We start from the raw sequence: 23,065 nt of genomic DNA, 5'->3' as shown, positions 1-23,065 counted from the left end.
CCAGACCAAAAGCGACCCGCCCCTATTGGCCGCATTCGTTTGCTATGGGAGCGCAAGCGTGAGCTCCACAGCGCCCGACCCGAGCGCCTCCTCCCAGCCCGCGAGGTCGTCCATCCGGGCCAAACGCGTGTAGCTCCACGTGTTCTCACCGTAGAAGCACACGATCTGATCGCCCTGGTACAGGACGATATCGCCGGGAGCAGTCGTGATGCGCTCGTTCTCCACAGGAAGCGAGAACCCCAGGTCACCAACTTTCTCGAACCCCGCATAGTCGCTCAAGCCAAACGTCAGCGGCCCGCCCGAAAGCATCTCGGCGAGTTTTGACGCCGCCATGTTGTCCGCAAGCGTCGCCGCGAAGGGCACACCGTTGACCGTCACCGTGATCTGCACGGCTTCCCCTTTCGTACCTGCATCCGTCTCGATGCCCACCGCGCTCTCGCGCGCGATGGCGCCCGCCATATCCGACAAGCCTTCCGTCGTCGGCGTCTCCGACTCGCCGCATCCGGTCAGACCGGATACGGCGAAAGCAAGCGCCACAACAAGGGTCCTGCGGGCGAGCGCCGGCGAACCGATCCGACGCGACAAGTTTGTACCCGGCACCATCTTGCCCCGGCGTGTCGCTAGGCCAGATAGCGCTCGAAGAAGGCCTGGAGCCCGTCCCAGGGGATGGCGTTCTTGCCGCCGCCATCGTACAGGTCGGTGTGCACGGCGCCCGGCACGAGCACGAGCTCCTTGTTATCGCCCTTGAGCTGAGCGAACGCGTCCTTGCCCATGTAGCAGGAGTGCGCCGCGTCGCCGTGGAGCACCATGACGGCGGTCTCGATCTCGTCAGCGTAGGCGAGAATCGGCTGATTCAGGAAGCTCTGCGTGCCGATGACGTTCCAGCCGTCGTTGGAGTTGAGCGAACGCGGATGGTAGCCGCGCGGCGTCTTGTAGTAGTCGTAGTAGTCCTTGACGAAGAACGGAGCGTCGGCGGGCAGCGGGTCGACGACGCCGCCGGCGCGGTCGTAGGTACCCGCAGCGTAATCGCGCGTGCGCTGGTCGGCGAGGGTGCGGCGCTGAGCCTGGCGGGCCTCGGGGCTGTCTGCCTCGTCGAAGTAGCCCTTGGCGTTGATGCGCGCCATGTCATACATCGTGGAGGCGACCGTCGCGCGGATGCGCGGGTCGAGGGCCGCGGCGTTGATGGCCATGCCGCCCCAACCGCAGATGCCGATGATACCGATGCGCTCGGGGTCGACATCGTCGCGGCAGCTCAGGTAGTCCACGGCGGCGAGGAAATCCTCGGTGTTGATGTCGGGGCTCGCCATGTAGCGCGGCTCTCCGCCCGACTCGCCGGTGAACGACGGATCGAAGGCGATGGTGATAAAACCGCGCTCCGCCATGGTCTGAGCGTACAGGCCGGCGCACTGCTCTTTCACGGCACCGAAAGGACCGCACACGGCGATGGCGGCGAGCTTGGCGTCCGCCGGAGCATCCTTCGGCTTGTAGAGATCTGCCGCCAACGTGATGCCATAGCGGTTGTGGAACGTCACCTTGCTATGGTCAACCAGCTCCGACTGCGGAAACGTCTTGTCCCATTCCTGCGTCAACGTAAGCTCTGCGTTCTGCATATGCGCCCCTTCCTGCGACGATGTAGGTTCACTTCCATTGTCAGGGCGCTGCAGCGGCATTTCAAATACCTATGTCTGATGATGTTTCATGCAGAATATGCATAGTTAGAAAGAGCCTGTCGCAGGAACGAGCATGGGAAAGCGTCGGGCGTAATTTCATGCCCATGGGTTTGTCTCAGTTACAGTCTTCTATCTGAGACAAACCCATCCCGAAAAAATGCCTGAACGTATTTCGCATGTTGATGCAAGGATTCGTCCGCGTCGCTCGTTTCTGTTGTGAAGGAAAGCTTCACAGGCATAGCGACGGAAAGGACGAAGCCATGAAGACGAACACGAAACTCACGATCGCAGCCACGCTGGGGATCGTCACGCTGGGCGCGACGCTTATCGGCGCCGTTCCCGCGCTGGCGGCAGGCACCGGCACCGGCGGAGGCGCCGGCACCGGCGGAGGCGCCGGCATGCAAAGCGGCGTCTGCCAAGCTGCAGGCACGCTTTCTTCCGGAGCCGCTCGCGTCAGCACATCGGCTGCATGCGCAGTATTCGTCGATGCCGACGGCGACGGCATCTGCGACAACCGCGGCACCGGCGCAGGCGGCGGCAACGGAGCGGGCTACGTCGACGCCGACGGCGACGGGGTGTGTGACAACTACGGCACGGGCGCTGGCAGCGGCGCAGGCGGCGGTACCGGCGCAGGCAACGGATACGGCGCGGGCGCGGGCTGCGGTGCGAACTACGTCGATGCCGACGGCGACGGGGTGTGCGACAACTACGGCACGGGCGCTGGCAGCGGATACGGCAACGGCGCAGGCACGGGCACCGGCAACGGCGGCGGCCATCACGGCGGCAACGGCTCCGGCAACGGCGGCCACCACGGCGCAGGCCACGGCCGCTGCTAGCCATCTACCCCTGTCCTCGGAAATCCAAGCGATTGGCCGCGCCCGCACGACGTCTCCCGCCGTGCGGGCGCTGCGGCACGTGCAAGAGCGGTATGCTGAAAGGGCCCGCTGCCATCCTATCGCGACACGCGAGCCCGTCGACGCGGAGAGGAGTGTAACGCGTGCGTCCAGCCAGCGACATCGAGCAGGCAATCGCCGCGTATGGCGATGCCGTGTGGCGCGCGTGCCTTCTGTACCTGCGCCCCGCTGACGCCGAAGACGTCTTTCAGGACGTGTTTCTCAAATTCGCGCTGCACGATGCACCGTTTAACGACGACGCCCACAAAAAGGCATGGCTGCTGCGCGTCGCCATCAACGCCTGCAAGGATGTCCTCAAAAGCGCGCGTACCAAGAACAGCTCAGTCGAGGAACTCACCGATGCGGGGCGCGAGGGGGAACTCGGCGCCGAGAGCGATGACGCGGCACTCGGCCTGCGCGAGATCCTCGACGCCATGGACGCGCTGGGCGATCCGCCGAAAACGCAACTATACCTCGCCCTCTACGAGGGTTATACCGCGCGCGAGATCTCGCAAATGACCGGCATGCCGGAGGGCACCGTGTACTCATGGATCTCGCGCGGGAAAAAGCAGCTGAGGGAGGCCCTGTCATGACCGACAAGCTTGAACAGCGGATGCGCGGGGCCTTCGATCAGGTGCATATGCCCGCCGGCCTCGCTGAGCGCACGCTCGCGCGAATCGAAGCTGAGCGGCAGACGGAGGCGGCCCGCGAGCCCGCAGCCAGCCCCTCCCCTGTCACAACGGAGCCGCTTTCCATCGTCGACGGAAAGCCATCGCGCCGTACGGTGCGCAAGCACCACCGCCTGCCGCTCGTCGCTGTCCTAGCTGCCTGCTTGGCGCTCGTGGCTCTGGGCATCGGCGGCGTGGCATGGGCGTGGCAGCCCTACGCCTACGTGGCGATCGACGTGAATCCCTCCATCGAGCTCGGCATCAACCGCTTTGACCGTGTGGCGAGCACACGTGCCTACAACGACGACGGCGAGCGCGTGCTCGCCGCGGCGAATGTCGATGGCGAGACATATGAGCAGGCCATGACTTCCATCGAACAAGCCCTGCGAGACTACCTCGACGATACCTCGGCCATCGAGGTCACCATCATCTGCGACGACCGACGTGCGGCGAGCCAGCTTGAAGATGTCGGTACGCGCTGTCTGCGCGCATCGGGCACGGATCAGGTCCACTGCTCGCACGCAAGCGAGGAGGAGCACCACGCCGCGGCAAGCGTCGGCATCGGCGTCGGCAGGTACCGCGTGTGGCAGGAGCTCGTCGCCGCGGGCGTGGACATCTCGGCCGACGAGGCATCCAGCATGACCATGCGCGAACTGCTCGACCTCATCGAGGCCGAGGGCGTCGACACCTCGCAGACTGCCGCAAGCGTCGCCGGCGGCGCGCATCACAACGAGGAAGGCCACCGCGGCCAAGGCAAGAGCCAGGGCGGGGGCCAGGGCTCAGGCAGGCGTCACCACGCCGAATAACGCAAAATGCCCCAGGGGCTCTTTCGCAACAACCGGGTCTAGGCCTCGGTGATGTCGATGCCGAAGAACTCCTGCGAAAGCTCGGACAGCGTGCCGTCCTCGCGAAGCGCCGCGATCGCCTCGTTCATAGCAGCAAGCAAGCTCGCCGTGGCCTCCTCACGACGCAGCGGAAACGCCACGTGCGTGGACTCGCCATTTTCCGCCGCAATCTTCAGATCGGCATCCGAGTGCTGCTCCATGTAGTCGTAGAACACGACCTCGTCGTTGAGCGTCGCGTCGATGCGACCGCTTTCGAGCAGCTGGATGGTCTGGTTGAAGTCGTCGACGCCCGTGTTGATGGCGCCGTGGCTCTCCGCCAGAATCGCGTAGCTGGAGCCCAGCGTGTTCGCCGTGGTCCTGCCCTCAAGGTCGTCCATGCTCGCGATGTCGGAGTCGCCCGTCGTGATCACCACGATGCGGTTGTACGCATACGGCTCGGTGAAGTCGTACTTCTCCTCGCGCTCCTCGGTGACCGACACGCCGTTGGCCATCGTGTCGTAACGGCCCGAATCGAGACCCGCGAGCAGGCCGTCCCACTCGCCCTCGGCAAACTCTGCCTCCACGCCCAAGCGCTCGGCGATGGCGCGCGCGACCTCGATATCGTACCCGGTGAGATCTCCGGCCTCGTTGTGGAAGGTCCACGGGCTCCAGGTGCCCTCGGTGGCAAACGTCATGGAACCGCGCCCGGTAATCTGCGCGAGCAGATCGCCATCGCCCGCCGATGACGCAGAGCCGGCCGCACTGCCGTCGTCGCCGCAACCGACAAGACCGAGTGACGCAGCGCCGGCTGCAATCGTCAGGAGCCCACGGCGCGAAATCATCTGAATGGACATATCTCTTCCTTTCTGAAGTAAACGGTTGGGGCATTTGGGTGGGGCATTTGGGGACGTGCTCGCTCCAACCCTTTTTGGGTCATTTGGGGACGTGTTCGTTCCAACCCTTTTTCATCCAACCCGCGTCAAAGACAGTCGGATGGGTTGGACGGAACACGTCCCCATTCAACCCGTCCAACCCGTGCTAGCCCTCTCCTCCGACGGTGCGCAGGAAGATGCGCACACGGTCGTTGGCGGGATGGTCGAAAAACTCGTGGGCGGACGCCGCGGCCACCACGGCTCCGTCTTCCATGAACACCACGCGGTCGGCGACGTTTTTCGCGAAGCCCATCTCGTGCGTGACCACGAGCATGGTCATGCCGCCTTCGGCAAGCTGGCGCATGGAGCCCAGCACCTCGACGGTCAGCTCGGGGTCAAGAGCGCTCGTGGGCTCGTCGAAGTAGATGATCTCCGGGTCGGTCGCCATGGCCCGGGCAATCGCCACGCGCTGCTGCTGGCCGCCGGACAGCTCCGCCGGATAGGCGTCGGCACGGTCCGCCATGCCGACGCGCTCCAAGCAGCCGCGGGCGATTTCCTCCGCTTGGGCGCGCGGCATCTTGCGAGCGACGACCAGCCCTTCGGTCACGTTGCCCAGCACCGTTCTGTTGCGGAACAGGTTGTAGTTCTGGAACACAAAGGCCGTCCGGCGCCGCACCGCCGCCATCTCGCGCTTGGTCGCCTGCGCCAAATCGTAGCGCTCGCCGCCGAGCTCGAGCACGCCGGCGTCCGCGCGTTCCAGGAAGTTCGCACAGCGCAGCAGCGTGGTCTTGCCGGAACCGGACGGGCCCAGGATGGCCACGACCTCGCCGCGGCGCACGGTAAGATCGATGCCGTGCAGCACCTCGGAGCCGCCGAAGGTCTTACGCACGCCCTCAAGGCGCAGCATGTCCTCCGCCATCGCCTACCCCCTCTCCATGCCAAACGATGCGAGCCGCTTCTCGCCGATGCCCTGCAGCCAGGTGAGCACTGTGGAGAACAGCAGGTAGATGGCTGCAACTTCCAGATACAACGGCAGTGCCTCATATGTGCGCGACACAATCTGCTGCGTCGCCATGAGCATCTCGAGCACCGTGATGTTCGCGGCGAGCGAGGTGTCCTTCACGAGCGCGATGAGCTCGTTGGAAAGCGGCGGGAACGCTGTGCGCAGCGCCTGCGGCAACAGGATGCGACGCATGATCTGCATATAGCTCATACCCACGCAGTACCCAGCCTCGAGCTGCCCCGCCGGCACCGACTCCAGCGCGCCGCGGATGGTCTCGGCCGAATAGGCGCCTGTGTTGATGGAAAACACGATGATCGCCGTTGGAAACGGGTCGAGCACGATGCCGAAATCGGGTAGGCCGTAGAACACCACATACAGTTGGACCAGCAGCGGCGTACCGCGGACGATCCAGATGTAGAAGCGCGCGAGCTGCGTGAGCACGGGCACGCGCGCGTACTGCACGAGCGCCACCGCGATGGCGATCACAAGCGCGATGGCAAACGAGATGAGCGCCAACGGGATCGTGGCAGTCAGACCCGGGATGAGGATCTTGGAAAACGAGTCGAGTAGGATCTCGACGACACGGTCACTCATGGACGCCCGCCTCCTTCCCATCGGCAAACAGGTCACGAGGCGCGCACTCGCAGCTCACACGATGGAGCATGTGGTCGATGGCATCGATGCCGCGCTGGCTGGCATGCAGCTCGTCGAGCAGGCGTCGACGCTCGTCGAGCAGTACGCGCTTGGTCTCGCGAACACGCCCCTCCTCGCATGAGCAGCGGGCTTTCGCGGCGCGCGCTTCGTCGCACGCGCAGTCGCACAGACAGCGTTCAAGATCTTCGCTTAAATCACCCATAGGAGCCTCCCATCGTGAAACCATGGTACGACCGGCCTCCTCCCATGTAAAAGACCTATAAGCTATGGCTATCTATACCTAGAAGCTATTGATGTAAAAACACCCTAGGGATTTTTTAACATTCGGGACGCTGGCGGCCATGCCCACGCGACGCGAAACCATCGGAGCGCGAGCAAATCCGTTGTGGAACAATAGAGAGCGATGAACCATCCCCGAAAGGAAGCGCCCATGGCCGTCACCGATGCCGAACTGATCGATCTGCTCGCCCGTCTTTCAGACGCGAAGTCCCCGTCGGGTTTTGAGGACGAGGTCGTCGATATCGTCCGCGAGTTCTGCCGCGGCTGGGCGACCGTCGAGGTCAACAGTCTGCTCGACGTCATCATCACGCCGAACAACGCCGCACCGGACAAACCGACACTCATGTTCGACGCGCACGGCGACGAGGTCGGCGGCATGGTCCAGTCGATCCACGCGGGCGGCACGATGAACTTCGTGGAGCTGGGGCACTTCGCCCCCAACACGCTCGCCGGACAGGATGTCTGGGTGCGCACGACACGCGGCGCGTGGATCCGCGGCGTCATCGGCGTCAAGCCCCCGCACTTCTGGAGTGCCACCGAGCGCGCCGAGGGCGCAGCGCCGCTGACGCTCGACGTGGGCGCCACGTCCAAGGCGGACGCCATCGAGCGCTTCGGCATCGGTATCGGCGAGCCGATCGTGCCTGCGACCGCCTTTACCTACGACGAGACGACCGGCATCGCCATCGGCAAGGCCTTTGACTGCCGCGTCGGCGTCTGCGCGCTACTGCTCGCCCTGCGTGAACTCGCCGCCTGCAACGGCCTCCCCGTCAACGTCGCGGGCTGCATCTCCGCACAGGAGGAGATGGGCGAGCGCGGCATAGGAGCTGCGGCGCGGCAGGTCAAGCCCGCAGCCGCCTTCCTGTTCGAGGGCTGCCCGGCCGACGACACCTTCACCCCGGCCGACGAGATCCAAACGGCGCTCCGTCGGGGCCCCATGTTCCGCTATTTCGACCGCTGCATGATCACCAACCCGCGCTACCAGCGTTTTGTGCTGGGCGTCGCCGCGGCGCGCGACCTGCCCGTGCAGACCGCCGTCCGCACGGGCGGCGGCACCAACGGCGGCGTGCTCCACCAGCTCGATATCCCGAGCGTCGTGGCGGGCATCCCGTGCCGCTACATCCACGCGGGCACGGCCATCTGCGCCGTGGAGGACATCCGCACGACGATCGACGTCGCCATCGCCGTGGCCGAAGGACTCTCCCCCGAGGCACTTGCGTCGTTCTAATCGCAGGGCCGCTGATGGAAAGCGCGGTGCCCGCTTCTGCCGTCTTCCGGCAAGGCGGGCGCCGCATCCTTATGTCGTGCGTCGGTTTGCGATGTCCTTCACGCGCTCGAACTGCCGCATGACGTAGTCGTAGTTCTCCTTGCGGTGCGGCAGGGTGCAGGCGGAGCAGTCCTTGATGTCACCGTTCTCGCCCACGTAGCGGAAATTACCGCCGCACTCAGGTCCCAGACAGTAGAGCGGGCAGAAGCAGAACAGGCAGTTGAGCTCGTCTGCCGGCATGTCATGACAGGGATAGAATTCGCATGCCGTGTGGTTGAAAAACTTGTAGTGCTCCGTCGCTGGGATATCCATGGCGCCTCCGATGTCGTCGCGCCCATCGTAGCAGACCCGTCGGCGATGAGGGCGGGCGACACAACGGCCCATCCGCCCGCCCGCTCGAGTATCACATGTAAAATAACCCCTGGGGTATTTTACACGCCCGCCACGCCCGAGCATGGCGAGGCGGACGGGCCGTGTCCCCCAGAGAGCCTACGCGGGATAGGAGGCGTCATCCACCGGCTCGAGCCACTCGTTGGAGCAGCCCTCACCGGGAGCCTCGAAGGCGATGTGGCTGAACCACGAATCGCGCGCCGCGCCGTGCCAGTGCTTGACGCCGGCCGGGATCACCACGACGGTGCCGGGCGTGAGCACCTGCGGCTCCTTGCCCCACTCCTGGTACCAGCCGCGGCCGTCGGTGCAGATGAGGATCTGCCCGCCGCCTTTGCTCGCGTGGTGGATGTGCCAGTTGTTGCGGCAACCGGGCTCGAAGGTAACGTTGGCGAGCCCGACGCCCGCCTCGGCCGCATCGGTCAGTGGGTTGAGGTACGAGTTGCCGATGAAGTACTGCGCGTAGGCGTCGTTGGGGTTGCCCATGCCGAACATAGGGGCGAACGTCTTGCCCGACCCATCGTCCGCATCCTCGCCATAGACCTTGAGCAGCACGCGGAAAGCCGCCCACGCATTGGGCCAGCCCGCATAGAAGGCCTCGTGGGTAAGGATCTCGGCCATCTCGTCGCGCGTCACGCCGTTGGCCTTGGCGCTCGCCATGTGGAACTCGAACGAGCTGTCGACCATGCCTTTCGCCACAAGCGTCACCACGGTGACGATTGAGCGCATCTTGAGCGAGAGCTTGTCCTCGCGGCTCCATACCTCGCCGAAGAGCACATCGTCGTTGAGCTGCGCGAACTTGGGTGCCACGACACCGAGCTGATCGCGTCCGGCCGTCTGCTTCACTGCCATTCTGGATTCCTTTCAATCGCTTGCCGATACGGTCCGTTGGTATGAAAACGTGCGCTTGGCGCTATTTCACCTGCTGCAGGCCCTTCGCCCATGCTGCGGCGCCCCCGCCGTTGAGTAGGCGGCCGGGCCTCCAGATCGCCGCCGGGCAATGCTCCGCCAGGCTCTTCTCAGCCCGCGCGATGCCGCTGCCGCCCGACGTGGCGAACGGAATCAGGGTCTTGCCCGCGAAATCGTAGGACTCAAGAAACGTGTCGACGATGCGCGGCTCGACGTACCACCAGATGGGGAAGCCGACAAAGACCGTGTCGTAGTCCCCCATGTTCCCGACGACGCCCTCGATGGCCGGACGGCAACCCGCGTCGTTCATCTCGACCGAGCTGCGACTCGATGCGTCCCTCCAATCGAGGTCCGCCGCCGTATAGCGCTGCTTTGGCGCGATCTCGTATAGATCGGCACCCGTCGCCTGCGCGACCTCGCGCGCTGCGCGCGCCGTCGTCCCGCCCGCCGAGAAATACGCAACCAATGTCTTGCCCATAGTCATTCCCTTCCACAGCGCGACACGTTTGTACCTGGTACCACCTTGTCGCTATTTCACGTTGGGGTTTGTAGTGCCGGCCAGCGGCTTTTCGCCCGGGCGGGCGGCGGGGCCCACGAGCTCATGGGCGACATAGGGCTCCTCCAGGTAGGCCACCTCGTCGGCCGTCAGCTCCACGTCGAGCGCCCCCACGGCATCATCCACGCGCTCGGGGCGCGAGCAGCCCACGATGGGCGACTCCACGCCGCGCGCCCAGTGCCAGGCGAGCGCGACCTGCGCCATCGGCACGCCATGGTGCTCAGCGACCTCGGCCACGCGGCCTATGATCTGCATGTCGTTGTCGCGCGCCGCGTCGTACTTGTTGCGCATGGTGGTGTCGGTCGTAGAACGCTTGGACTCGGAATCCCACGTGGGGCGGCACAGGTGCCCCGACGCCATGGGCGAATACGGCGTGAGCGCCATATCGAACTGGCGGCACACGGGGATCATCTCGCGCTCGTCCTCGCGGTAGAGCAGGTTGTAGTGGCATTGCATGCTCGTGAACGGCGTCCACCCGTTGCGCTCCGCCGCGACCTGCATGTTATGCAGCTGGTAGGCGTACATCTCGCTCGCGCCGAGGGCTCGGACCTTGCCGGCGCGCGCAAGGGCGTCGAGCGCCTCCATGGTATCCTCAATCGGCGTCTCGTAATCGAAGCGATGGATGATGTAAAGGTCGAGGTAGTCGGTACCCAGGCGCTTGAGCGTGCCGTCGATCTCGCGGTCGATGGCCGCGCGCGAGAGCTTGCCCTCGTTGAAGTACACCTTGCTGGCGAGCACCACCTGATCGCGAGCGACGCCCAGGTCGCGCAGGGCGGCGCCGATGCACTCCTCGCTCGTGCCGAACGCATAGCAGTTTGCCGTGTCGATGAAGTTGATGCCGAGGTCGAGCGCGCGCTTGATGACCGCGCGGGTGTCGTCGCGCCCGATGGTCCACTGGTGGAAGTCGGGCGACGCCTTGCCGAAGCTCATGCCGCCCAGGCAGAGCTTCGAGATCTCGATACCTGAATGGCCGAGTGTCGTGTACTGCATGGCCGATCTCCTTTCGTGAAAAGGGGCCGCTCCCTACGACTCCACCTCGATCAGGACGTCATACGCGCCGGTGAGCGCACGTAGCGGCGCGAGCGGTCCCTCGATGCGGCCGATGGTGAACTGGTCGCCGTAGCGGCCCGAGTTCTCCTCGTCCTCGACGAACACCGCGAGCCAGCCGCCGCCGGGGTTGTAGTTGATGTCGCCGTTTATCCAGCCGCGATGCACGAGGGCGGCATCGACGGGCATCTCGAACGGCGCCGGTCCGCAGCAACCGACCGTCGATGCGCTCATGCGGATGCGCACGGGAAGTCGCTCGGCGAACAGATGGGCGGCGACGGAGTCGTTGAGCAGGGCCGCAACCGTCACGTCCCCAACATGCATCACGATGCGCCGCGCCATGTCCACCTCCTCCTACAACGTCTCTAGACTCAGTTTCCGTCCGGAATGAGATGAATACAATTGCTTATACTGTATATCGTGATATAAGGAATCGTTATGGTTTGGAGGAGTTCGTGGAGATTCGCGCCTTACGCTACTACCTCGCCGTCTGCGAATACGGCACCATGTCGCGCGCTGCCGAAGCACTGCACGTGACCCAGCCGGCGCTGTCGCGCCAGATCGCCGCACTCGAGCGCGAGCTGGGCTGCGACCTGCTCGAGCGCCATAGTCGAAGCGTTACCCCCACCGAACAGGGCCTGTACTTGCGGCGTCGCGCGCAGGAGATCGTCGGGCTCGCCGACCAGACCGCTGCCGATTTCACCCACGACGAGGGTATCGTCGCCGGCGACATCCACATCGGCGCCGGCGAGAGCGTCGCCATGAGGCAGGTCGCGCAACATATCGCGGACTTCCGCGCACGCTATCCCCACGTGCGCTTCCACCTGCACAGCGCCATCGCCACCGACCTGATCGAGCGGCTCGAGCACGGACTGGACGACCTCGTGGTCCTCATGTCTCACCCCGACAACGACCGCTACGGGCACCTGCGCCTGCAGCCCACCGACGCCTGGGGCGTCGTCATGCGAAAGGACGATCCGCTGGCCGCGCAGGAGGTCATCGGCCCCGCGGACCTTGCCGACGCCCCGCTCGTCATGCCGGAGCGCTCATGGAGCGACGACGGGCCGCTCGGGCCCCTGGGCGCATGGTTCGGCGAACACGGCCGCACGCTCGATGTCGCCGCAACGTACAACCTGTCTTTCAACGCAGCGCTGCTTGTCCAAGAGGGCGCGGGCCGCATGCTCACGCTCGAGGGGCTCACGGCGACGGGCGGCAACACGGGACTCACATTCCGCCTGCTCTACCCACCCGCGGTCTCGATCATCGACGTCGTCTGGAAGCGCAACACCCCGCGCTCGCGCGCGGTCCAACTCTTCCTGGAAGAGCTCCAAGCTTGACCGACAAGTTAGCGCCAGGTTCGATCTTGTTGCCTATGTCTACGTTTGAAAGCAAGTGATATTGGTTAGAATACAATCGTCATTAATTGTAGCAAGGAGCTGACATGGCGAGCACGACCGCACCCCTTGGCAACCGCGTCGATATCAACCTCAAACGAGCATTCGAGGCAACGGCGGAAGATCTCGGGCTCAGCGCCACCTCTGCGCTTACGGTCTTCATGAAGCGCTTCGTAGAGGAGGGTGGCTTCCCCTTTGACGTGCGCCGGCGCGTCCCCAGCGAATCTGAGTACACGGCAGAAATGGATGCCCGCCACCGCTCCATGCGCAACGGGAACGAAGCAGAGCATGATCTCGTGGAGATCTAGAAATGCCGTATCTATGGGACGACCAAGCTTGGATTGACTATCGGTACTGGCTCACGCAGGACAAGAAGACGCTCCGCCGTATCAATGCTCTGCTTAAAGACATCGCACGAACCGGCGGAACCGAGCCGGGCATCGGCAAGGCCGAATTGCTCAAGCACTCAAAAGAGGGCCTGAGCAGCGTTCTCATCGACGGGAAGAACCGACTCACCTACAGGGTTGACGGAGACGTAGTGCGCATCGTCTCCTGCCGAGGCCACTACGAAAACCGCTAATGCCAAAGCGGCAAGATTGAACCCGGTCCCATCTTGTCGTGACAAGTTGGCGCCGGGTTCAATCTTGTCGCCACGCCCCGAACGCATAGAAAGGCCGCGCTATGGAGCTTCGCCGTTTGCAGTACTTCCTGATGGTCGCCCGTGAGGGCACGATTTCGGGCGCAGCGAATGTGCTGCATATCTCGCAGCCGTCGCTTTCGCGCCAGATGCAGGACCTGGAACACGAGCTGGGCTGCACGCTCTTCGAACGCGGCAGCCGCCGCATCGAGCTCACCGAGGCAGGCATGCGTCTGCGCAAACGTGCTGAGGAGATCGTCGACCTCGTGGGGCGCACGGAATCGGAGTTTCTGGTGTCGGCCGACACGCTTGCCGGCGAGGTGCGCATCGGCGGCGGCGAGACGCAGGCCATGGGACTGATCGCCGACGTAATCGCCGAGCTGCAGGAAGCCTATCCCCTGCTGAGGTTTTCGCTGTTCAGCGGCAACGCCGAGGACGTGGGTGAGCGCCTGGACACCGGGCGCATCGACTTCGGCGTATTCATCGGGCAGACCGACCTCTCGCGCTACGAGGCCATCGAGCTGCCCGCGCGCGACACCTGGGGCGTCTTCATGCGCGAAGACGACCCGCTTGTCCAGCTCGACGTCATCCGCGCCGAAGATCTGCTGGACCGGCCGCTCATTTTCTCGCGCCAGGCCAGCCAGGAGATGCGCAGGTGGTTCAAGCATGACTTTGCCGAGCTGGACATCGTCGCCACGTACAACCTGCTGTTCAACGCCGCGCTGCTCGCCCGCCGCGGTGTGGGCTACGTGGTGAGCCTCGAGAATATCGTGGACACCTCGGCAGGCAGCGGGCTTGCGTTCCGGCCGCTCGATCCGCCCATGCATGCCAACATCACCATCGCATGGAAGCGCTATCAGGAGTTCTCGCCGGCGGCAAGTGTCTTCCTCGACAAGATCCGCAGTCTGTGGGGATAGCGATTCGACGCAGCGACCGGACTGCCGCAGCGCGCGAGCGGGCGACTCCGCTGACACCTCTTCAAGGTGGACAATTCGTTCAGATATGAAGGCGTCGGCGCCATCAGCACGGGACAACGGCCCGGAAAGTACCCGCGCACACAATATGAGACATTATGATTCTGCGGATCGGCTTACCTCCGGCAAGCTCCCACCCCGAGCATGGCCCCTTTCAGCCGATTTAGCCGGCCGAAAACCTTCATATCTGAACAAATTGCCCGCAATGCAGCCGGGGCATTTCTTCAATGCCATTGTTTGCGCCATTGGAGGCAGGTACAGATGACCCAATCGCCCGTAGGCACCCGTAATCGGCAAAGCAAAGCGCCCGCCCTTCGCACACCTCATGCGAAGGGCGGGCGCTCGTCAACCGAATGCGATGCAAACCTACAGGTCGCCGTTGCCGAGCAGGCCGCGCAGGACCTGATGGGGGTCGGCCGAGCCGTCGCGCGGGGCGAGCGCGGTGATCTTCTTCTGCATCTTGAACTCGTGGACCTGCTCCTCGAGCTCGCGTACGCGGGCGCGGAGCTTCTCCGTCTCGCGCTCGCGTTCCTCGGCGCGCTCCTTCATGTCGAGAATGCGCACCACGCCGGCGAGGTTGATACCCTCGTCGGTAAGCTGATTGATGAGTTCAAGACGCTCGATGTCCGCACGCGAGTACAGGCGCGTATTGCCGCCCGAGCGCTGCGGGTTCACCAGGCCCTTGGACTCGTAGACGCGCAGGGTCTGGGGGTGCATGCCCGTCAGCTCCGCCGCAACGGAAATCATGTACAGCGGCTTGTTGCGCGCATCATCAGCCATGTTCTATCCCCCAACTCTTCATGACAGCCAGGATATGCTTCCCTGTCATAAATCTACCACGCAAGTGACAAGATTGAACCCAGCCCTATCTTGTCAGCAACGAAGTCGGCCGGCTGAGGTGCCGCAGATTGCCGTGAAAGCCGAGGGCGCACGCCTAGCGTGCGGCGCCCGAAGGCTTGAGCGGCAAGGTGCGGTGCCTCAGCCGGCCGGCCGGGCCGAAGGCACCGACGCTTACACCTTCGCCCGATAGCGGTTCACCTCAGCGCGATAGTCGCGCTGATCGCTCTCGCGAAGCTTCTCGAGCGCCGCCTTCTCGTCGCCCGAAAGACCGGTGGGTACCTGCACGGCGATCTTCACCAGCAGCGCGCCTGTGCGGCCGCGGTGCTTCACGTCGGGCGCACCCATTTCCTTGAACCGGAACGTCTTGCCCGACTGCGTGCCCGCCGGCACCTTCAGGCGCACCGTCGCGCCGCCGGGCGTCGGCACCTCGACCGAGCAACCGAGCGCCGCCTCGTACACCGAAATCGGCAGCTCCATGGTCACGTCGGCACCCTTGCGCTTGAACAGCGGGTGCTCGGCGACGTTGGTGGTCACGACCAGATCGCCGCGCTCGCCGCCGTTGACGCCGTACTCGCCGCGGCGCTTGTAGCGCAGCTTGCCGCCGTCCACCGCGCCCGCGGGCACCGAGACCGTGATAGTCTGCTGCTCGCCGGTCGACGGGATGCGGTAGGTCACCTTGTGCGTGACGCCGCGGAACGCGTCCTCGGCGGACACGTCGACGGAAAGCGACAGGTCGCTGCCCTTGCGCGGACGGTTCGCCGCACGGCCGGCCGCGCCGCCCATGCCGCCGAATCCGCTCGCCCAGTCGGACCCAAACGCGCCGTCGCCGTTGAAGATGCTGCTGAAGATGTCGCTCCAGCCGCCGGCCCCGGCACCGCCCGAATAGGCATAGCCGCCACCGCCGGCGCCCGGGATGCCCCCGAACATCAGCATCTGGTCGTACTCTTTGCGCTTCTTGGGATCCGACAGCGTCTCGTACGCCTCGGAAATCTCCTTGAACTTGGCCTCGTCGCCGCCCGCATCGGGATGGTACTTCTGCGCGAGCTTGCGAAAAGCCTTCTTGATCTCCTGATCGGAGGCGTTTTTCTGGACACCCAGCACATCGTAGAACGTCTTACCCTGTGGCATGGTGCGCCTCCTCCTTTCCACCGTGCGCTCCGGGATGGCATCCCTCGCATGTCCGCCCATCGGGCAGGCCTGGGAAGCGCTCCTGTCGCGCACACTTTAAAAAGGCTCCGGAGCGATTTGCCCCGGAGCCTTCGCGTCTTACTCCTCGGTATCCTCCGGGGCAGCCTCTTCGGGAGCCTCCTCGGGTTCCGGGGCGGGTCGCTTGGCCCCGCCGTAGGTCACCGTGACCATGGCCGCACGCAGGATATGGTCGGCCATGCGGTAGCCCTTCTGGTACACGTCGCGCACCGTCTCGTCGTAGACGTCCGGGTCCTCGACGCGGCCCACGGCCTGGTGCTCGAGCGGATCGAACGGCTCGCCCGCCGGATCGATGGGCTCGACGCCCTCGTGCTCAAACACGCTCATGAGCTTCGCGTGCACCGCATCGACACCGTCGACGAACTGCTTGAAGTCATCGGCGAGCTCCTGGGAGCGCGCGTGATCGATGGCGCGCTCGATATCGTCGACAACCGGCAGCAGAGCGCAGACGAGCTTCTCGGTCGCGCGCTCGCGCTCGGCCAGACGCTCGGCGGCGGTACGGCGGCGGAAGTTCTCCCAATCCGCCTGCAGGCGTGCGGTGCGGTCGACGGCGTCGGCGGCCTTCGCCTCGGCGGCGTCACGAGCCTCGGCGGCGGCGTCGAGCTCGGCGCGAACCTGCGCCAACTCGTCTTGGACCTGCTCGAACTTGAGCTTGAAGTCGTCGTTGGCAGCCTGCTCGCCGGCGCGGATGGCCGCCTCCACCATCTCCTCCTCGGTCATGGTGGGCGTCTCCTCGGCGTTCGCCTGGTCGGCCTGCTCCGGCGCGGCCTGAACGGCCTCGGTCTCGACAGCCTCCGTTGCCTCGTCGGCTGCCTCTACGGGAATCTTCACGTCCTTCTCCTCAGCATCCGCGGAGGCGGCAGCGGCGGCCGCCTCCGTGTGGTCATTGCGGGCGGACATGATTACTTGTCCTCGTCGACAACCTCGTAGTCGGCATCGACGACATCATCGTCGGAGCCGGCCGCGGTACCGGCGGCGCCGCCCTCGGAGGCCTGCTGAGCGTCGGCGTACACGATCTGAGCGAGCTCATAGGCCACGGACTGCAGGTTGTCGCCGGCGGTCTTGATGGCCTCGACGTCGGAGCCCTCGAGGGCCTTCTTGGCCTCATCGATGGCGGCCTGAGCCTTGGCCTTGAGGTCGGCGTTGACCTTGTCGCCCAGGTCGGCGAGGGTCTGCTCGGTGGAGTAGGCGAGGCTGTCGGTCTGGTTGCGGACCTCGACCTCCTCCTTCTGCTTCTTGTCCTCCTCGGCGTGAGCCTCGGCGTCCTTGACCATGCGGTCGACTTCCTCATCGGACAGCGCGGTGGAGCCGGAGATGGTGATCTGCTGCTCCTTGCCGGTGCCCTTGTCCTTGGCGGAGACCTTCACGATGCCGTTGGCGTCGATGTCGAAGGTGACCTCGATCTGCGGCACGCCGCGGCGGGCGGCCGGGATGCCGGTCAGCTGGAACTTGCCCAGGCTCTTGTTGTCGCGAGCCAGCTCGCGCTCGCCCTGCAGGACGTTGATCTCGACGGAGGTCTGGTTGTCGGCCGCCGTGGAGTAGATCTCGGTCTTGGAGGTCGGGATCGTGGTGTTGCGGTCAATCATCTTGGTCATGATGCCGCCCATGGTCTCGACACCCAGCGACAGCGGCGTGACGTCGAGCAGCAGGATGTCGGAGGGGCCGTCACCGGAGAGGATGGCGCCCTGGACGGCAGCGCCGGCGGCGACGACCTCGTCGGGGTTCACGGACATGTTGGGCTGCTTGCCGGTCATGTTCTTGACCAGGTCCTGGACGGCGGGCATACGTGTGGAGCCGCCGACGAGGATGACCTCGGTCAGGTCGGACAGGCGCAGGTTGGCGTCGCGCAGTGCGTTGGTGACCGGCTGCTTGCAGCGCTCGAGCAGATCGTGCGTGATGCGCTCGAACTCGGCGCGGGTCAGCGTGTAGTCGAGGTGCTTGGGGCCGGTGGCGTCAGCGGTGATGAACGGCAAGTTGATGGTGGCCTGCTGAGCGGCGGAGAGCTCCTTCTTGGCGTTCTCGGCGGCCTCCTTCAGGCGCTGCAGGGCCATGGGGTCCTGACGCAGATCGATGCCGTTGTCGGACTGGAACTTATCGGCCAGCCAGTCGATGACGCGCTGATCCCAGTCGTCGCCACCCAGGTGGTTGTCGCCGGAGGTGGACAGGACCTCGAACACGCCGTCGGCCAGGTCGAGGATGGAGACGTCGAAGGTACCGCCACCCAGGTCGAAGACGAGGATGCGCTGGTCGGTGCCCTGCTTGTCGAGACCGTAGGCGAGCGCCGCGGCGGTCGGCTCGTTGACGATACGCTTGACGTTCAGGCCGGCAATCTTGCCGGCGTCCTTGGTGGCCTGACGCTGGGCGTCGTTGAAGTAGGCCGGGACGGTGATGACGGCGTCGGTGACGGTCTCGCCCAGGTACTTCTCGGCGTCGGTCTTCATCTTCTGCAGGATCATCGCGCTGACCTGCTCGGGCGTGAAGTCCTGGCCGTCGATGCAGGCGACGGCGCGGCCGCCCTGGCCCTCCTTGACCTCATAGGGGACCGTCTTGATCTCAGAGGAGACCTCGGAGTACTTGCGGCCCATGAAGCGCTTGATGGAGAACACGGTGTTCTTGGGGTTGGTGACTGCCTGGTTCTTAGCGGCCTTGCCGACCACGCGGTCGCCGTCGGCGCGGAAGCCCACGACGGACGGGGTGGTGCGGTCGCCCTCGGCGTTGACGATGATGGTGGGGTCGCCGCCCTCAAAGACGGCCATGGCGGAGTTGGTAGTACCAAGGTCGATACCAAGAATCTTGCCCATGATGTATCCCTCTTCTTTCCTTTTACTTGCCGGGCCGCCGGAGCCTTCCGAACGTCCCGCGTTTTTTCGTTCGACCATACTATATCCCCTTATAGGCCCAGTTATACAAAATCTAAGTCATTCCATATAAGATTTTCTAAAAAACTGGAGAGAGGGCGGTCGAAGCAGGCAAAAGGTCAGGCAGATGACCTGAAAGGAGGTTTGGGGTCATGCGGTGAGAATCCGAACAGCGCCGTCTGTCCTTCGGCGCGACTCGATGCACAGCACGCGAGCTGCGCATCGAGTCAACCTCGGTTGACTCGGCGAACGGTATGAAAATGCTCCCCTCGGGGCTTGCATTGATGGTCCCTCGTGGTATGTTAAGCCCAGAAAAGTTCGATGCGCGTATCGCCTATCGCATCGAGCGCACCATGTATCGCACAGAGAGAGGATACTATCATGGCCAAGCCTATCATTGATGCTGATGAGTGCATCGCCTGCGGCGTCTGCGTTGACTCCTGCCCCCAGGGCGTTCTCGAGCTCAACGATGTTGCTACCGTGACCGACGAGGATTCCTGCATCGCCTGCGGCGCTTGCCAGGAGGCCTGCCCGGCCGGCGCTATCACCGAGATCGAGGAGTAACTCGCTCGCGTCATCGCGCATTGCACGAAGAGCCCGGTTCCACAAGGAGCCGGGCTCTTTTTTTCATCAGGGGTATCGGTGCGGAACCACAGGCTTTCGCTGAGGTCCCGTCCGCGCAGTGCCCGGCGTTAAAACACCCTAGGGATTATTTTACATTGCGCATTCAATAGAATGCGCAATGTAAAATAATCCCTAGGGTGTTTTAACGCCGGGCACTGCGCCGCAGGGGCACAATTAGTAGGGAGCGCCTGCCGGGGGAAGCTGCTTGATGTAGGCCCACATGCGCTGCTTCTCGCGTGGGTCGGCAAGCGCCGCCTCGAAGCCGTCGAGCGCCAGCACGCGCCGGCCCAGCACATGGGCGACCAGGCCCGGCTTGAGCATAGCGGTGTCGAAATCCTCGATGACGACCAGAGCGTCGGCGTACGCGTCGCGCATGACGTCGGCCGCCACGTCGTCGAGCAGCAACACGGCCTCGGGGTCCAGTGTCTCGAGCGCCTCGCGAAACACGTCGGCAGGAAGCGCTTCGCCTGCGGGAGCCACCGAATCGGCAGCATCGGCGGGACCGGCAACGGCGGCAAGGGCGCAGAAATCCTCCGGAGCGTAGCCGATCGCTGCAAGCGCCGAGCGCAGGGCGGCCCCGTCTGCACCGCCGAGCAGCTCGCCGCACGTGCGCTCTTCGGCGTTCAGACAGCCCTTGACCAGCACGATAGGTGACAACGCGTTGCCGGCGGTGCGCACGCCGCGGCGGGCCAGTGCATCGAGCTCTTGCTCCGTCGCACGCGCAAGCGCCTCTTTCCTGTCTGCGGTTGAGATGTGCACGAAAGGCCCCCTTCGCCGCTCGATTCCTTACGGCATCATACCGCGCCGACGGCACCGGGCGCGCGCGAACCGCCGACGCGCAATTCCCGCAATCCGCATGCAATGCCCGCTGGCAACTGGGTATAACCCCCAACGTACGAAATGCCCCGCGCGCAGACGCGAGACCGCATAGGAGGATCTTATGGCAAACATCGTCGAGGCCACGCTCCAGAACTTTGACAGCCTGCTCAAGTCCGAGCTGCCCGTACTCATCGACTTCTGGGCTCCGTGGTGCGGCCCGTGCCGCACGCTCTCCCCCATCGTCGACGAGCTCGCCGGCGAGCTCGAGGGCAAGCTCATCGTCGCCAAGTGCAACGTCGACGAGAACCAGGACATCGCCATGAAGTACGGCGTCATGTCCATCCCCACCCTCGTGATGCTCAAGTCCGGCCAGGAGGCCATGCGCACGGTGGGCGCGATGCCCAAGGCGCGCCTGGCTGCAGAAATCTCCAAGGCGCTGTAAATCCACTTCTCCCCCTCCTTCCAACAAGGCGCCTTCCCTCAAGACGCGAGGGGCTCGCACGCGGGCCCCTCGCGTCATTTCGTTGCACCTCATGAGCCGCAGCGCGGACACATGGATATGATGTAAGGCACCCGAGCCGCAGGAGCGCCATGAACATCAAGGATTACAGCTATATCGTCGAGATCGCCGACCAAGCGAGCCTGACCGCGGCGGCGGAGCGCCTGCGCATCACGCAGGGCGCGCTGTCCAAATACGTCCGGCGCATCGAGTCCGAGCTCGGCAGCCCGCTGTTCTACCGGCACGGCAAGCGCTTCACCCTGACGCCCATCGGCAAGCTCTATGTCGACCGGGGGCGCGAGATCATCCGGCAGGACCAGCTCGTGGCGGATGGGATCCAGAAACTTAAAGCCAACGGCGCCGACGCCATCCGCCTCGGGTACGGCATGGGCTTTGCCGACTTCATCTTGGACCGCCTGCTGCCAGCCTATTTTGCAAACCCCGGCGTCCGCCCCGTGAGCGTGCGGGAGAGCAGCTCGGCCGAGCTCATCCGCGATACGGAAAACTGCGACTTGGACGTGTGCCTGGCCTATGTGGACAGCTTCCGCTCGGGGCTCACCTACGTCCCGCTCAGCCCTGCGCGCCCGGTGCTCGTGGTGCCCGACGATTCCGAGTTGCTCGACACCGCCGAGCTCAAAAGCGGCTACCCCTATCCGGTCGTCGCCGATGACCGCTGGCTCGATGAGCCCTTTATCCGCATTGCCACCCTGACGAGGTCCGGAGCGACGGCGCAGGCCTATTTTGACCGTATCGGCAAGCATCCCGTCAACCGCCTGTACGTAAATGACGTGCGCAGTGCGCTCGGCGCCGTGTATCGCGGTCTCGGCAACACCATCGTGATGGAGCCTCCCTATCTGCGCAATTCCGTCACCTGCCTCTGTTTGCCGGAAGGAACACGAGAAGAACAGCAGATGTGCATGGTGACATCCAAGGATCTGGACCAGGACGAGTCGCTGATGCATATGCAGAAAGTCGTTAGATTGTTATATGGATATATATCCTAAAGAGTATTAAGAAATAGCATCTCTTGTCTCAACGCGCCTGCTGGGCGCGTTTTTCATGTCATGACCACCCATGCGTCAACCCCTCGCGGTCTGCACTATTCCTTTTTCTCAACAAAACTGAATATTAAGTCATTTTACACATTTCTTCTCGCTTTCTATATTCCACATCGACGAGATATCCACCCATGTGAAAAGGAGGAATGCTGGTTATGGAGCATGAAACGAGAAAGGAGGACCGACGATGAGCGACTATGTCGAATCCGTTCAGTCCGAGGCGCTGCGCATCCGCTGGATCTCAGTCCAGTGCTACGAGATGGTGCTGCCCAACGGCAAGACGATCGTCACCGACCCCTTCTACTGGGAGGGCGACAACCTGCGGGTGCTTCCCGAACTCACGAAGCAGCAGGCGAACTCCCTCAAGGTCTACGCGCAGGAAGGGTTTTCGGTCGACGACTTCACGGGTGCCGACTACATCTTGATCAGCCATGTGCACGGCGACCACATGAATATCGCCGGTGACCTCTGGAACAAGTTCTACGGGCGGGTGCTGGTCCCGGCGGGGGCGGCCGAGGAACTCGCCCGTGTGGAGGACATCCCGTATGGGGCCATCATGCCGCTGTACCCGGGCAACACCTACTACCTGGACGACTTCACGCTCACGGTCTACCCGGGCGCGCACGACAACCGCGCCTTCCGCGAGGGCGCCTTCATGCGTCCGAGCAGCCCCGAGACCCCGTATGCGGCAAGCGATGACTTTGCCATCCCGTGCCCCAACCGTCTGAACGGCCTGGGCACCATGTTCTGCTTCAACTTCCTGATCGAGACCCCGCAGAACTACCGCATCGACTTCTCGGCGGGGCGCGACTACCCCGACCACGTGCGCCACGTGCGCGACAAGGCCCCGAACCTGATGCTTCGCCACCGCATCCGCTCGTACACCCCCGAGGAGTACGCCCGCCAGATGGAGGCCATGGGCGCCCAGCTCATGATGCCGCTGCACCACAACAACGCGCGCGCCAAGGGCGAGGACTTAAACGAGTACTTCGGGCGCGTGAACGGGGTGCTGAAGGCGGACGGCTACCCCGGCGTGGCGTTCAACCCCAAGCCGTACCAGTGGTACAGCATCACCACCGGAATCTCCGCCCAATAGCGCATCGCCTGTTCCATTTCCAACGTAGGAAGGA

Annotated in this window: 28 protein-coding genes; 12 read left to right on the top strand and 16 right to left on the bottom strand. The window is 64.2% G+C overall.

The window, feature by feature from the left end:
- Window positions 1-42 precede the first annotated feature (42 nt).
- Window positions 43-537: a cyclophilin-like fold protein gene (locus tag QUW00_RS05530; RefSeq protein ID WP_289613393.1), complete on the bottom strand. Its 495-nt coding sequence runs from the start codon at window positions 535-537 to the stop codon at window positions 43-45.
- Window positions 538-620: 83 nt separating this feature from the next.
- Window positions 621-1,610 carry an alpha/beta hydrolase gene (locus QUW00_RS05525; RefSeq protein WP_289613392.1) on the bottom strand — a complete coding sequence of 330 codons (990 nt, stop codon included), beginning with the start codon at window positions 1,608-1,610 and terminating at the stop codon, window positions 621-623.
- A 320-nt stretch (window positions 1,611-1,930) separates the two neighbouring features.
- Between QUW00_RS05525 and QUW00_RS05520 the strand changes: the two genes are divergently transcribed.
- The 3 genes from QUW00_RS05520 (at window position 1,931) to QUW00_RS05510 (ending at window position 4,037) form a co-directional block, all read left to right on the top strand.
- Window positions 1,931-2,506 (top strand): hypothetical protein, encoded by a 576-nt coding sequence (locus tag QUW00_RS05520; protein ID WP_289613391.1) that lies wholly within the window; start codon window positions 1,931-1,933, stop codon window positions 2,504-2,506.
- A gap of 161 nt (window positions 2,507-2,667) precedes the next feature.
- Window positions 2,668-3,156 carry an RNA polymerase sigma factor gene (locus tag QUW00_RS05515; protein ID WP_289613390.1) on the top strand — a complete coding sequence of 163 codons (489 nt, stop codon included), beginning with the start codon at window positions 2,668-2,670 and terminating at the stop codon, window positions 3,154-3,156.
- The gene (locus tag QUW00_RS05510) at window positions 3,153-4,037 is read left to right on the top strand and encodes an anti-sigma-I factor RsgI family protein (protein ID WP_289613389.1); all 885 of its coding nucleotides are present in this window, start codon (window positions 3,153-3,155) and stop codon (window positions 4,035-4,037) included. Before QUW00_RS05515 ends, QUW00_RS05510 begins: the two co-directional genes overlap by 4 nt.
- Window positions 4,038-4,075: 38 nt before the next feature.
- Here QUW00_RS05510 and QUW00_RS05505 read toward each other — a convergent pair whose 3' ends face one another.
- From QUW00_RS05505 to QUW00_RS05490, 4 genes are all read right to left on the bottom strand, one after another.
- Window positions 4,076-4,909: a transporter substrate-binding domain-containing protein gene (locus QUW00_RS05505; RefSeq protein ID WP_289613388.1), complete on the bottom strand. Its 834-nt coding sequence runs from the start codon at window positions 4,907-4,909 to the stop codon at window positions 4,076-4,078.
- A 184-nt stretch (window positions 4,910-5,093) separates the two neighbouring features.
- Complete coding sequence (locus QUW00_RS05500; RefSeq protein ID WP_289613387.1) at window positions 5,094-5,846, bottom strand: amino acid ABC transporter ATP-binding protein; 753 nt, start codon at window positions 5,844-5,846, stop codon at window positions 5,094-5,096.
- A gap of 3 nt (window positions 5,847-5,849) precedes the next feature.
- Window positions 5,850-6,524, bottom strand: a complete 675-nt coding sequence (locus QUW00_RS05495; protein ID WP_289613386.1) for an amino acid ABC transporter permease — start codon at window positions 6,522-6,524, stop codon at window positions 5,850-5,852.
- Complete coding sequence (locus QUW00_RS05490) at window positions 6,517-6,786, bottom strand: hypothetical protein (protein WP_289613385.1); 270 nt, start codon at window positions 6,784-6,786, stop codon at window positions 6,517-6,519. Before QUW00_RS05490 ends, QUW00_RS05495 begins: the two co-directional genes overlap by 8 nt.
- Window positions 6,787-7,014: 228 nt before the next feature.
- Between QUW00_RS05490 and QUW00_RS05485 the strand changes: the two genes are divergently transcribed.
- On the top strand, window positions 7,015-8,088 hold the full coding sequence (locus tag QUW00_RS05485; protein ID WP_289613384.1) for a M42 family metallopeptidase: 1,074 nt from the start codon (window positions 7,015-7,017) through the stop codon (window positions 8,086-8,088).
- 69 nt (window positions 8,089-8,157) lie between these two features.
- On the opposite strand, the gene QUW00_RS05480 is transcribed toward QUW00_RS05485, so the two are convergent.
- From QUW00_RS05480 to QUW00_RS05460, 5 genes are all read right to left on the bottom strand, one after another.
- Window positions 8,158-8,439, bottom strand: a complete 282-nt coding sequence (locus QUW00_RS05480) for a cysteine-rich small domain-containing protein (protein ID WP_289613383.1) — start codon at window positions 8,437-8,439, stop codon at window positions 8,158-8,160.
- A 177-nt stretch (window positions 8,440-8,616) separates the two neighbouring features.
- Window positions 8,617-9,366 carry a carboxymuconolactone decarboxylase family protein gene (locus QUW00_RS05475; protein WP_289613382.1) on the bottom strand — a complete coding sequence of 250 codons (750 nt, stop codon included), beginning with the start codon at window positions 9,364-9,366 and terminating at the stop codon, window positions 8,617-8,619.
- 61 nt (window positions 9,367-9,427) lie between these two features.
- Window positions 9,428-9,901, bottom strand: a complete 474-nt coding sequence (locus QUW00_RS05470) for a flavodoxin (RefSeq protein ID WP_289613381.1) — start codon at window positions 9,899-9,901, stop codon at window positions 9,428-9,430.
- A gap of 51 nt (window positions 9,902-9,952) precedes the next feature.
- Window positions 9,953-10,969 (bottom strand): aldo/keto reductase, encoded by a 1,017-nt coding sequence (locus QUW00_RS05465; protein ID WP_289613380.1) that lies wholly within the window; start codon window positions 10,967-10,969, stop codon window positions 9,953-9,955.
- A gap of 33 nt (window positions 10,970-11,002) precedes the next feature.
- Entirely contained in the window at window positions 11,003-11,368 is a 366-nt protein-coding gene (locus tag QUW00_RS05460; RefSeq protein ID WP_289613379.1) for a cyclophilin-like fold protein, read from the bottom strand.
- Window positions 11,369-11,469: 101 nt separating this feature from the next.
- On the opposite strand from QUW00_RS05460, the gene QUW00_RS05455 reads away from it, so the two are divergent.
- The 4 genes from QUW00_RS05455 (at window position 11,470) to QUW00_RS05440 (ending at window position 13,974) form a co-directional block, all read left to right on the top strand.
- A complete protein-coding gene (locus QUW00_RS05455; RefSeq protein WP_289613378.1) occupies window positions 11,470-12,363 on the top strand; it encodes a LysR family transcriptional regulator in 894 nt (297 codons plus the stop codon).
- A 104-nt stretch (window positions 12,364-12,467) separates the two neighbouring features.
- The gene (locus QUW00_RS05450) at window positions 12,468-12,728 is read left to right on the top strand and encodes a type II toxin-antitoxin system RelB/DinJ family antitoxin (RefSeq protein WP_289613377.1); all 261 of its coding nucleotides are present in this window, start codon (window positions 12,468-12,470) and stop codon (window positions 12,726-12,728) included.
- Between the two features lie 2 nt (window positions 12,729-12,730).
- The gene (locus tag QUW00_RS05445; RefSeq protein WP_289613376.1) at window positions 12,731-13,000 is read left to right on the top strand and encodes a Txe/YoeB family addiction module toxin; all 270 of its coding nucleotides are present in this window, start codon (window positions 12,731-12,733) and stop codon (window positions 12,998-13,000) included.
- Window positions 13,001-13,101: 101 nt separating this feature from the next.
- On the top strand, window positions 13,102-13,974 hold the full coding sequence (locus QUW00_RS05440) for a LysR family transcriptional regulator (protein WP_289613375.1): 873 nt from the start codon (window positions 13,102-13,104) through the stop codon (window positions 13,972-13,974).
- Between the two features lie 423 nt (window positions 13,975-14,397).
- Here QUW00_RS05440 and QUW00_RS05435 read toward each other — a convergent pair whose 3' ends face one another.
- From QUW00_RS05435 to dnaK, 4 genes are all read right to left on the bottom strand, one after another.
- Window positions 14,398-14,811, bottom strand: coding sequence for a heat shock protein transcriptional repressor HspR (locus QUW00_RS05435; RefSeq protein WP_289613374.1), 414 nt, complete (start codon window positions 14,809-14,811; stop codon window positions 14,398-14,400).
- A gap of 231 nt (window positions 14,812-15,042) precedes the next feature.
- Window positions 15,043-15,999, bottom strand: a complete 957-nt coding sequence (locus tag QUW00_RS05430) for a DnaJ C-terminal domain-containing protein (RefSeq protein ID WP_289613373.1) — start codon at window positions 15,997-15,999, stop codon at window positions 15,043-15,045.
- Between the two features lie 138 nt (window positions 16,000-16,137).
- Window positions 16,138-16,977 (bottom strand): nucleotide exchange factor GrpE, encoded by an 840-nt coding sequence (locus tag QUW00_RS05425; RefSeq protein ID WP_289613372.1) that lies wholly within the window; start codon window positions 16,975-16,977, stop codon window positions 16,138-16,140.
- A 2-nt stretch (window positions 16,978-16,979) separates the two neighbouring features.
- A complete protein-coding gene (dnaK, locus tag QUW00_RS05420; protein WP_289613371.1) occupies window positions 16,980-18,878 on the bottom strand; it encodes a molecular chaperone DnaK in 1,899 nt (632 codons plus the stop codon).
- Between the two features lie 438 nt (window positions 18,879-19,316).
- Here dnaK and QUW00_RS05415 point away from each other — a divergent pair, with 438 nt between their 5' ends.
- Entirely contained in the window at window positions 19,317-19,499 is a 183-nt protein-coding gene (locus QUW00_RS05415; RefSeq protein ID WP_204618010.1) for a DUF362 domain-containing protein, read from the top strand.
- Window positions 19,500-19,733: 234 nt separating this feature from the next.
- Here the strand turns inward: QUW00_RS05415 and QUW00_RS05410 are convergent, their stop codons facing one another.
- Window positions 19,734-20,318 carry a hypothetical protein gene (locus QUW00_RS05410; RefSeq protein ID WP_289613370.1) on the bottom strand — a complete coding sequence of 195 codons (585 nt, stop codon included), beginning with the start codon at window positions 20,316-20,318 and terminating at the stop codon, window positions 19,734-19,736.
- Between the two features lie 181 nt (window positions 20,319-20,499).
- Between QUW00_RS05410 and trxA the strand changes: the two genes are divergently transcribed.
- The 3 genes from trxA (at window position 20,500) to QUW00_RS05395 (ending at window position 23,031) form a co-directional block, all read left to right on the top strand.
- A complete protein-coding gene (trxA, locus tag QUW00_RS05405) occupies window positions 20,500-20,820 on the top strand; it encodes a thioredoxin (protein WP_289613369.1) in 321 nt (106 codons plus the stop codon).
- Window positions 20,821-20,969: 149 nt separating this feature from the next.
- On the top strand, window positions 20,970-21,881 hold the full coding sequence (locus QUW00_RS05400; RefSeq protein ID WP_289613368.1) for a LysR family transcriptional regulator: 912 nt from the start codon (window positions 20,970-20,972) through the stop codon (window positions 21,879-21,881).
- A gap of 241 nt (window positions 21,882-22,122) precedes the next feature.
- Window positions 22,123-23,031 (top strand): MBL fold metallo-hydrolase, encoded by a 909-nt coding sequence (locus tag QUW00_RS05395; RefSeq protein WP_204539660.1) that lies wholly within the window; start codon window positions 22,123-22,125, stop codon window positions 23,029-23,031.
- Window positions 23,032-23,065 lie beyond the last annotated feature (34 nt).

Source organism: Collinsella tanakaei (assembly GCF_030373545.1).
In the GTDB taxonomy this organism is placed as follows: Bacteria; Actinomycetota; Coriobacteriia; order Coriobacteriales; family Coriobacteriaceae; genus Collinsella; species Collinsella tanakaei_C.
Note: the sequence above shows the minus strand (reverse complement) of the source record. Positions and strands in the feature narration are given on the sequence as shown.

What these genes read in the sequence shown, in the direction of transcription:
- QUW00_RS05480 (WP_289613383.1), bottom strand. Translation starts at nt 8,439, where the DNA reads ATGGATATCCCAGCGACGGAGCACTACAAGTTTTTCAACCACACGGCA.
- QUW00_RS05450 (WP_289613377.1), top strand. Translation starts at nt 12,468, where the DNA reads ATGGCGAGCACGACCGCACCCCTTGGCAACCGCGTCGATATCAACCTC.
- QUW00_RS05475 (WP_289613382.1), bottom strand. Translation starts at nt 9,366, where the DNA reads ATGGCAGTGAAGCAGACGGCCGGACGCGATCAGCTCGGTGTCGTGGCA.
- QUW00_RS05500 (WP_289613387.1), bottom strand. Translation starts at nt 5,846, where the DNA reads ATGGCGGAGGACATGCTGCGCCTTGAGGGCGTGCGTAAGACCTTCGGC.
- QUW00_RS05465 (WP_289613380.1), bottom strand. Translation starts at nt 10,969, where the DNA reads ATGCAGTACACGACACTCGGCCATTCAGGTATCGAGATCTCGAAGCTC.
- QUW00_RS05510 (WP_289613389.1), top strand. Translation starts at nt 3,153, where the DNA reads ATGACCGACAAGCTTGAACAGCGGATGCGCGGGGCCTTCGATCAGGTG.
- QUW00_RS05435 (WP_289613374.1), bottom strand. Translation starts at nt 14,811, where the DNA reads ATGGCTGATGATGCGCGCAACAAGCCGCTGTACATGATTTCCGTTGCG.
- QUW00_RS05460 (WP_289613379.1), bottom strand. Translation starts at nt 11,368, where the DNA reads ATGGCGCGGCGCATCGTGATGCATGTTGGGGACGTGACGGTTGCGGCC.
- trxA (WP_289613369.1), top strand. Translation starts at nt 20,500, where the DNA reads ATGGCAAACATCGTCGAGGCCACGCTCCAGAACTTTGACAGCCTGCTC.
- QUW00_RS05505 (WP_289613388.1), bottom strand. Translation starts at nt 4,909, where the DNA reads ATGTCCATTCAGATGATTTCGCGCCGTGGGCTCCTGACGATTGCAGCC.
- QUW00_RS05430 (WP_289613373.1), bottom strand. Translation starts at nt 15,999, where the DNA reads ATGCCACAGGGTAAGACGTTCTACGATGTGCTGGGTGTCCAGAAAAAC.
- QUW00_RS05520 (WP_289613391.1), top strand. Translation starts at nt 1,931, where the DNA reads ATGAAGACGAACACGAAACTCACGATCGCAGCCACGCTGGGGATCGTC.
- QUW00_RS05485 (WP_289613384.1), top strand. Translation starts at nt 7,015, where the DNA reads ATGGCCGTCACCGATGCCGAACTGATCGATCTGCTCGCCCGTCTTTCA.
- QUW00_RS05415 (WP_204618010.1), top strand. Translation starts at nt 19,317, where the DNA reads ATGGCCAAGCCTATCATTGATGCTGATGAGTGCATCGCCTGCGGCGTC.
- QUW00_RS05395 (WP_204539660.1), top strand. Translation starts at nt 22,123, where the DNA reads ATGAGCGACTATGTCGAATCCGTTCAGTCCGAGGCGCTGCGCATCCGC.
- QUW00_RS05445 (WP_289613376.1), top strand. Translation starts at nt 12,731, where the DNA reads ATGCCGTATCTATGGGACGACCAAGCTTGGATTGACTATCGGTACTGG.
- QUW00_RS05470 (WP_289613381.1), bottom strand. Translation starts at nt 9,901, where the DNA reads ATGGGCAAGACATTGGTTGCGTATTTCTCGGCGGGCGGGACGACGGCG.
- dnaK (WP_289613371.1), bottom strand. Translation starts at nt 18,878, where the DNA reads ATGGGCAAGATTCTTGGTATCGACCTTGGTACTACCAACTCCGCCATG.
- QUW00_RS05525 (WP_289613392.1), bottom strand. Translation starts at nt 1,610, where the DNA reads ATGCAGAACGCAGAGCTTACGTTGACGCAGGAATGGGACAAGACGTTT.
- QUW00_RS05495 (WP_289613386.1), bottom strand. Translation starts at nt 6,524, where the DNA reads ATGAGTGACCGTGTCGTCGAGATCCTACTCGACTCGTTTTCCAAGATC.
- QUW00_RS05440 (WP_289613375.1), top strand. Translation starts at nt 13,102, where the DNA reads ATGGAGCTTCGCCGTTTGCAGTACTTCCTGATGGTCGCCCGTGAGGGC.
- QUW00_RS05400 (WP_289613368.1), top strand. Translation starts at nt 20,970, where the DNA reads ATGAACATCAAGGATTACAGCTATATCGTCGAGATCGCCGACCAAGCG.
- QUW00_RS05490 (WP_289613385.1), bottom strand. Translation starts at nt 6,786, where the DNA reads ATGGGTGATTTAAGCGAAGATCTTGAACGCTGTCTGTGCGACTGCGCG.
- QUW00_RS05425 (WP_289613372.1), bottom strand. Translation starts at nt 16,977, where the DNA reads ATGTCCGCCCGCAATGACCACACGGAGGCGGCCGCCGCTGCCGCCTCC.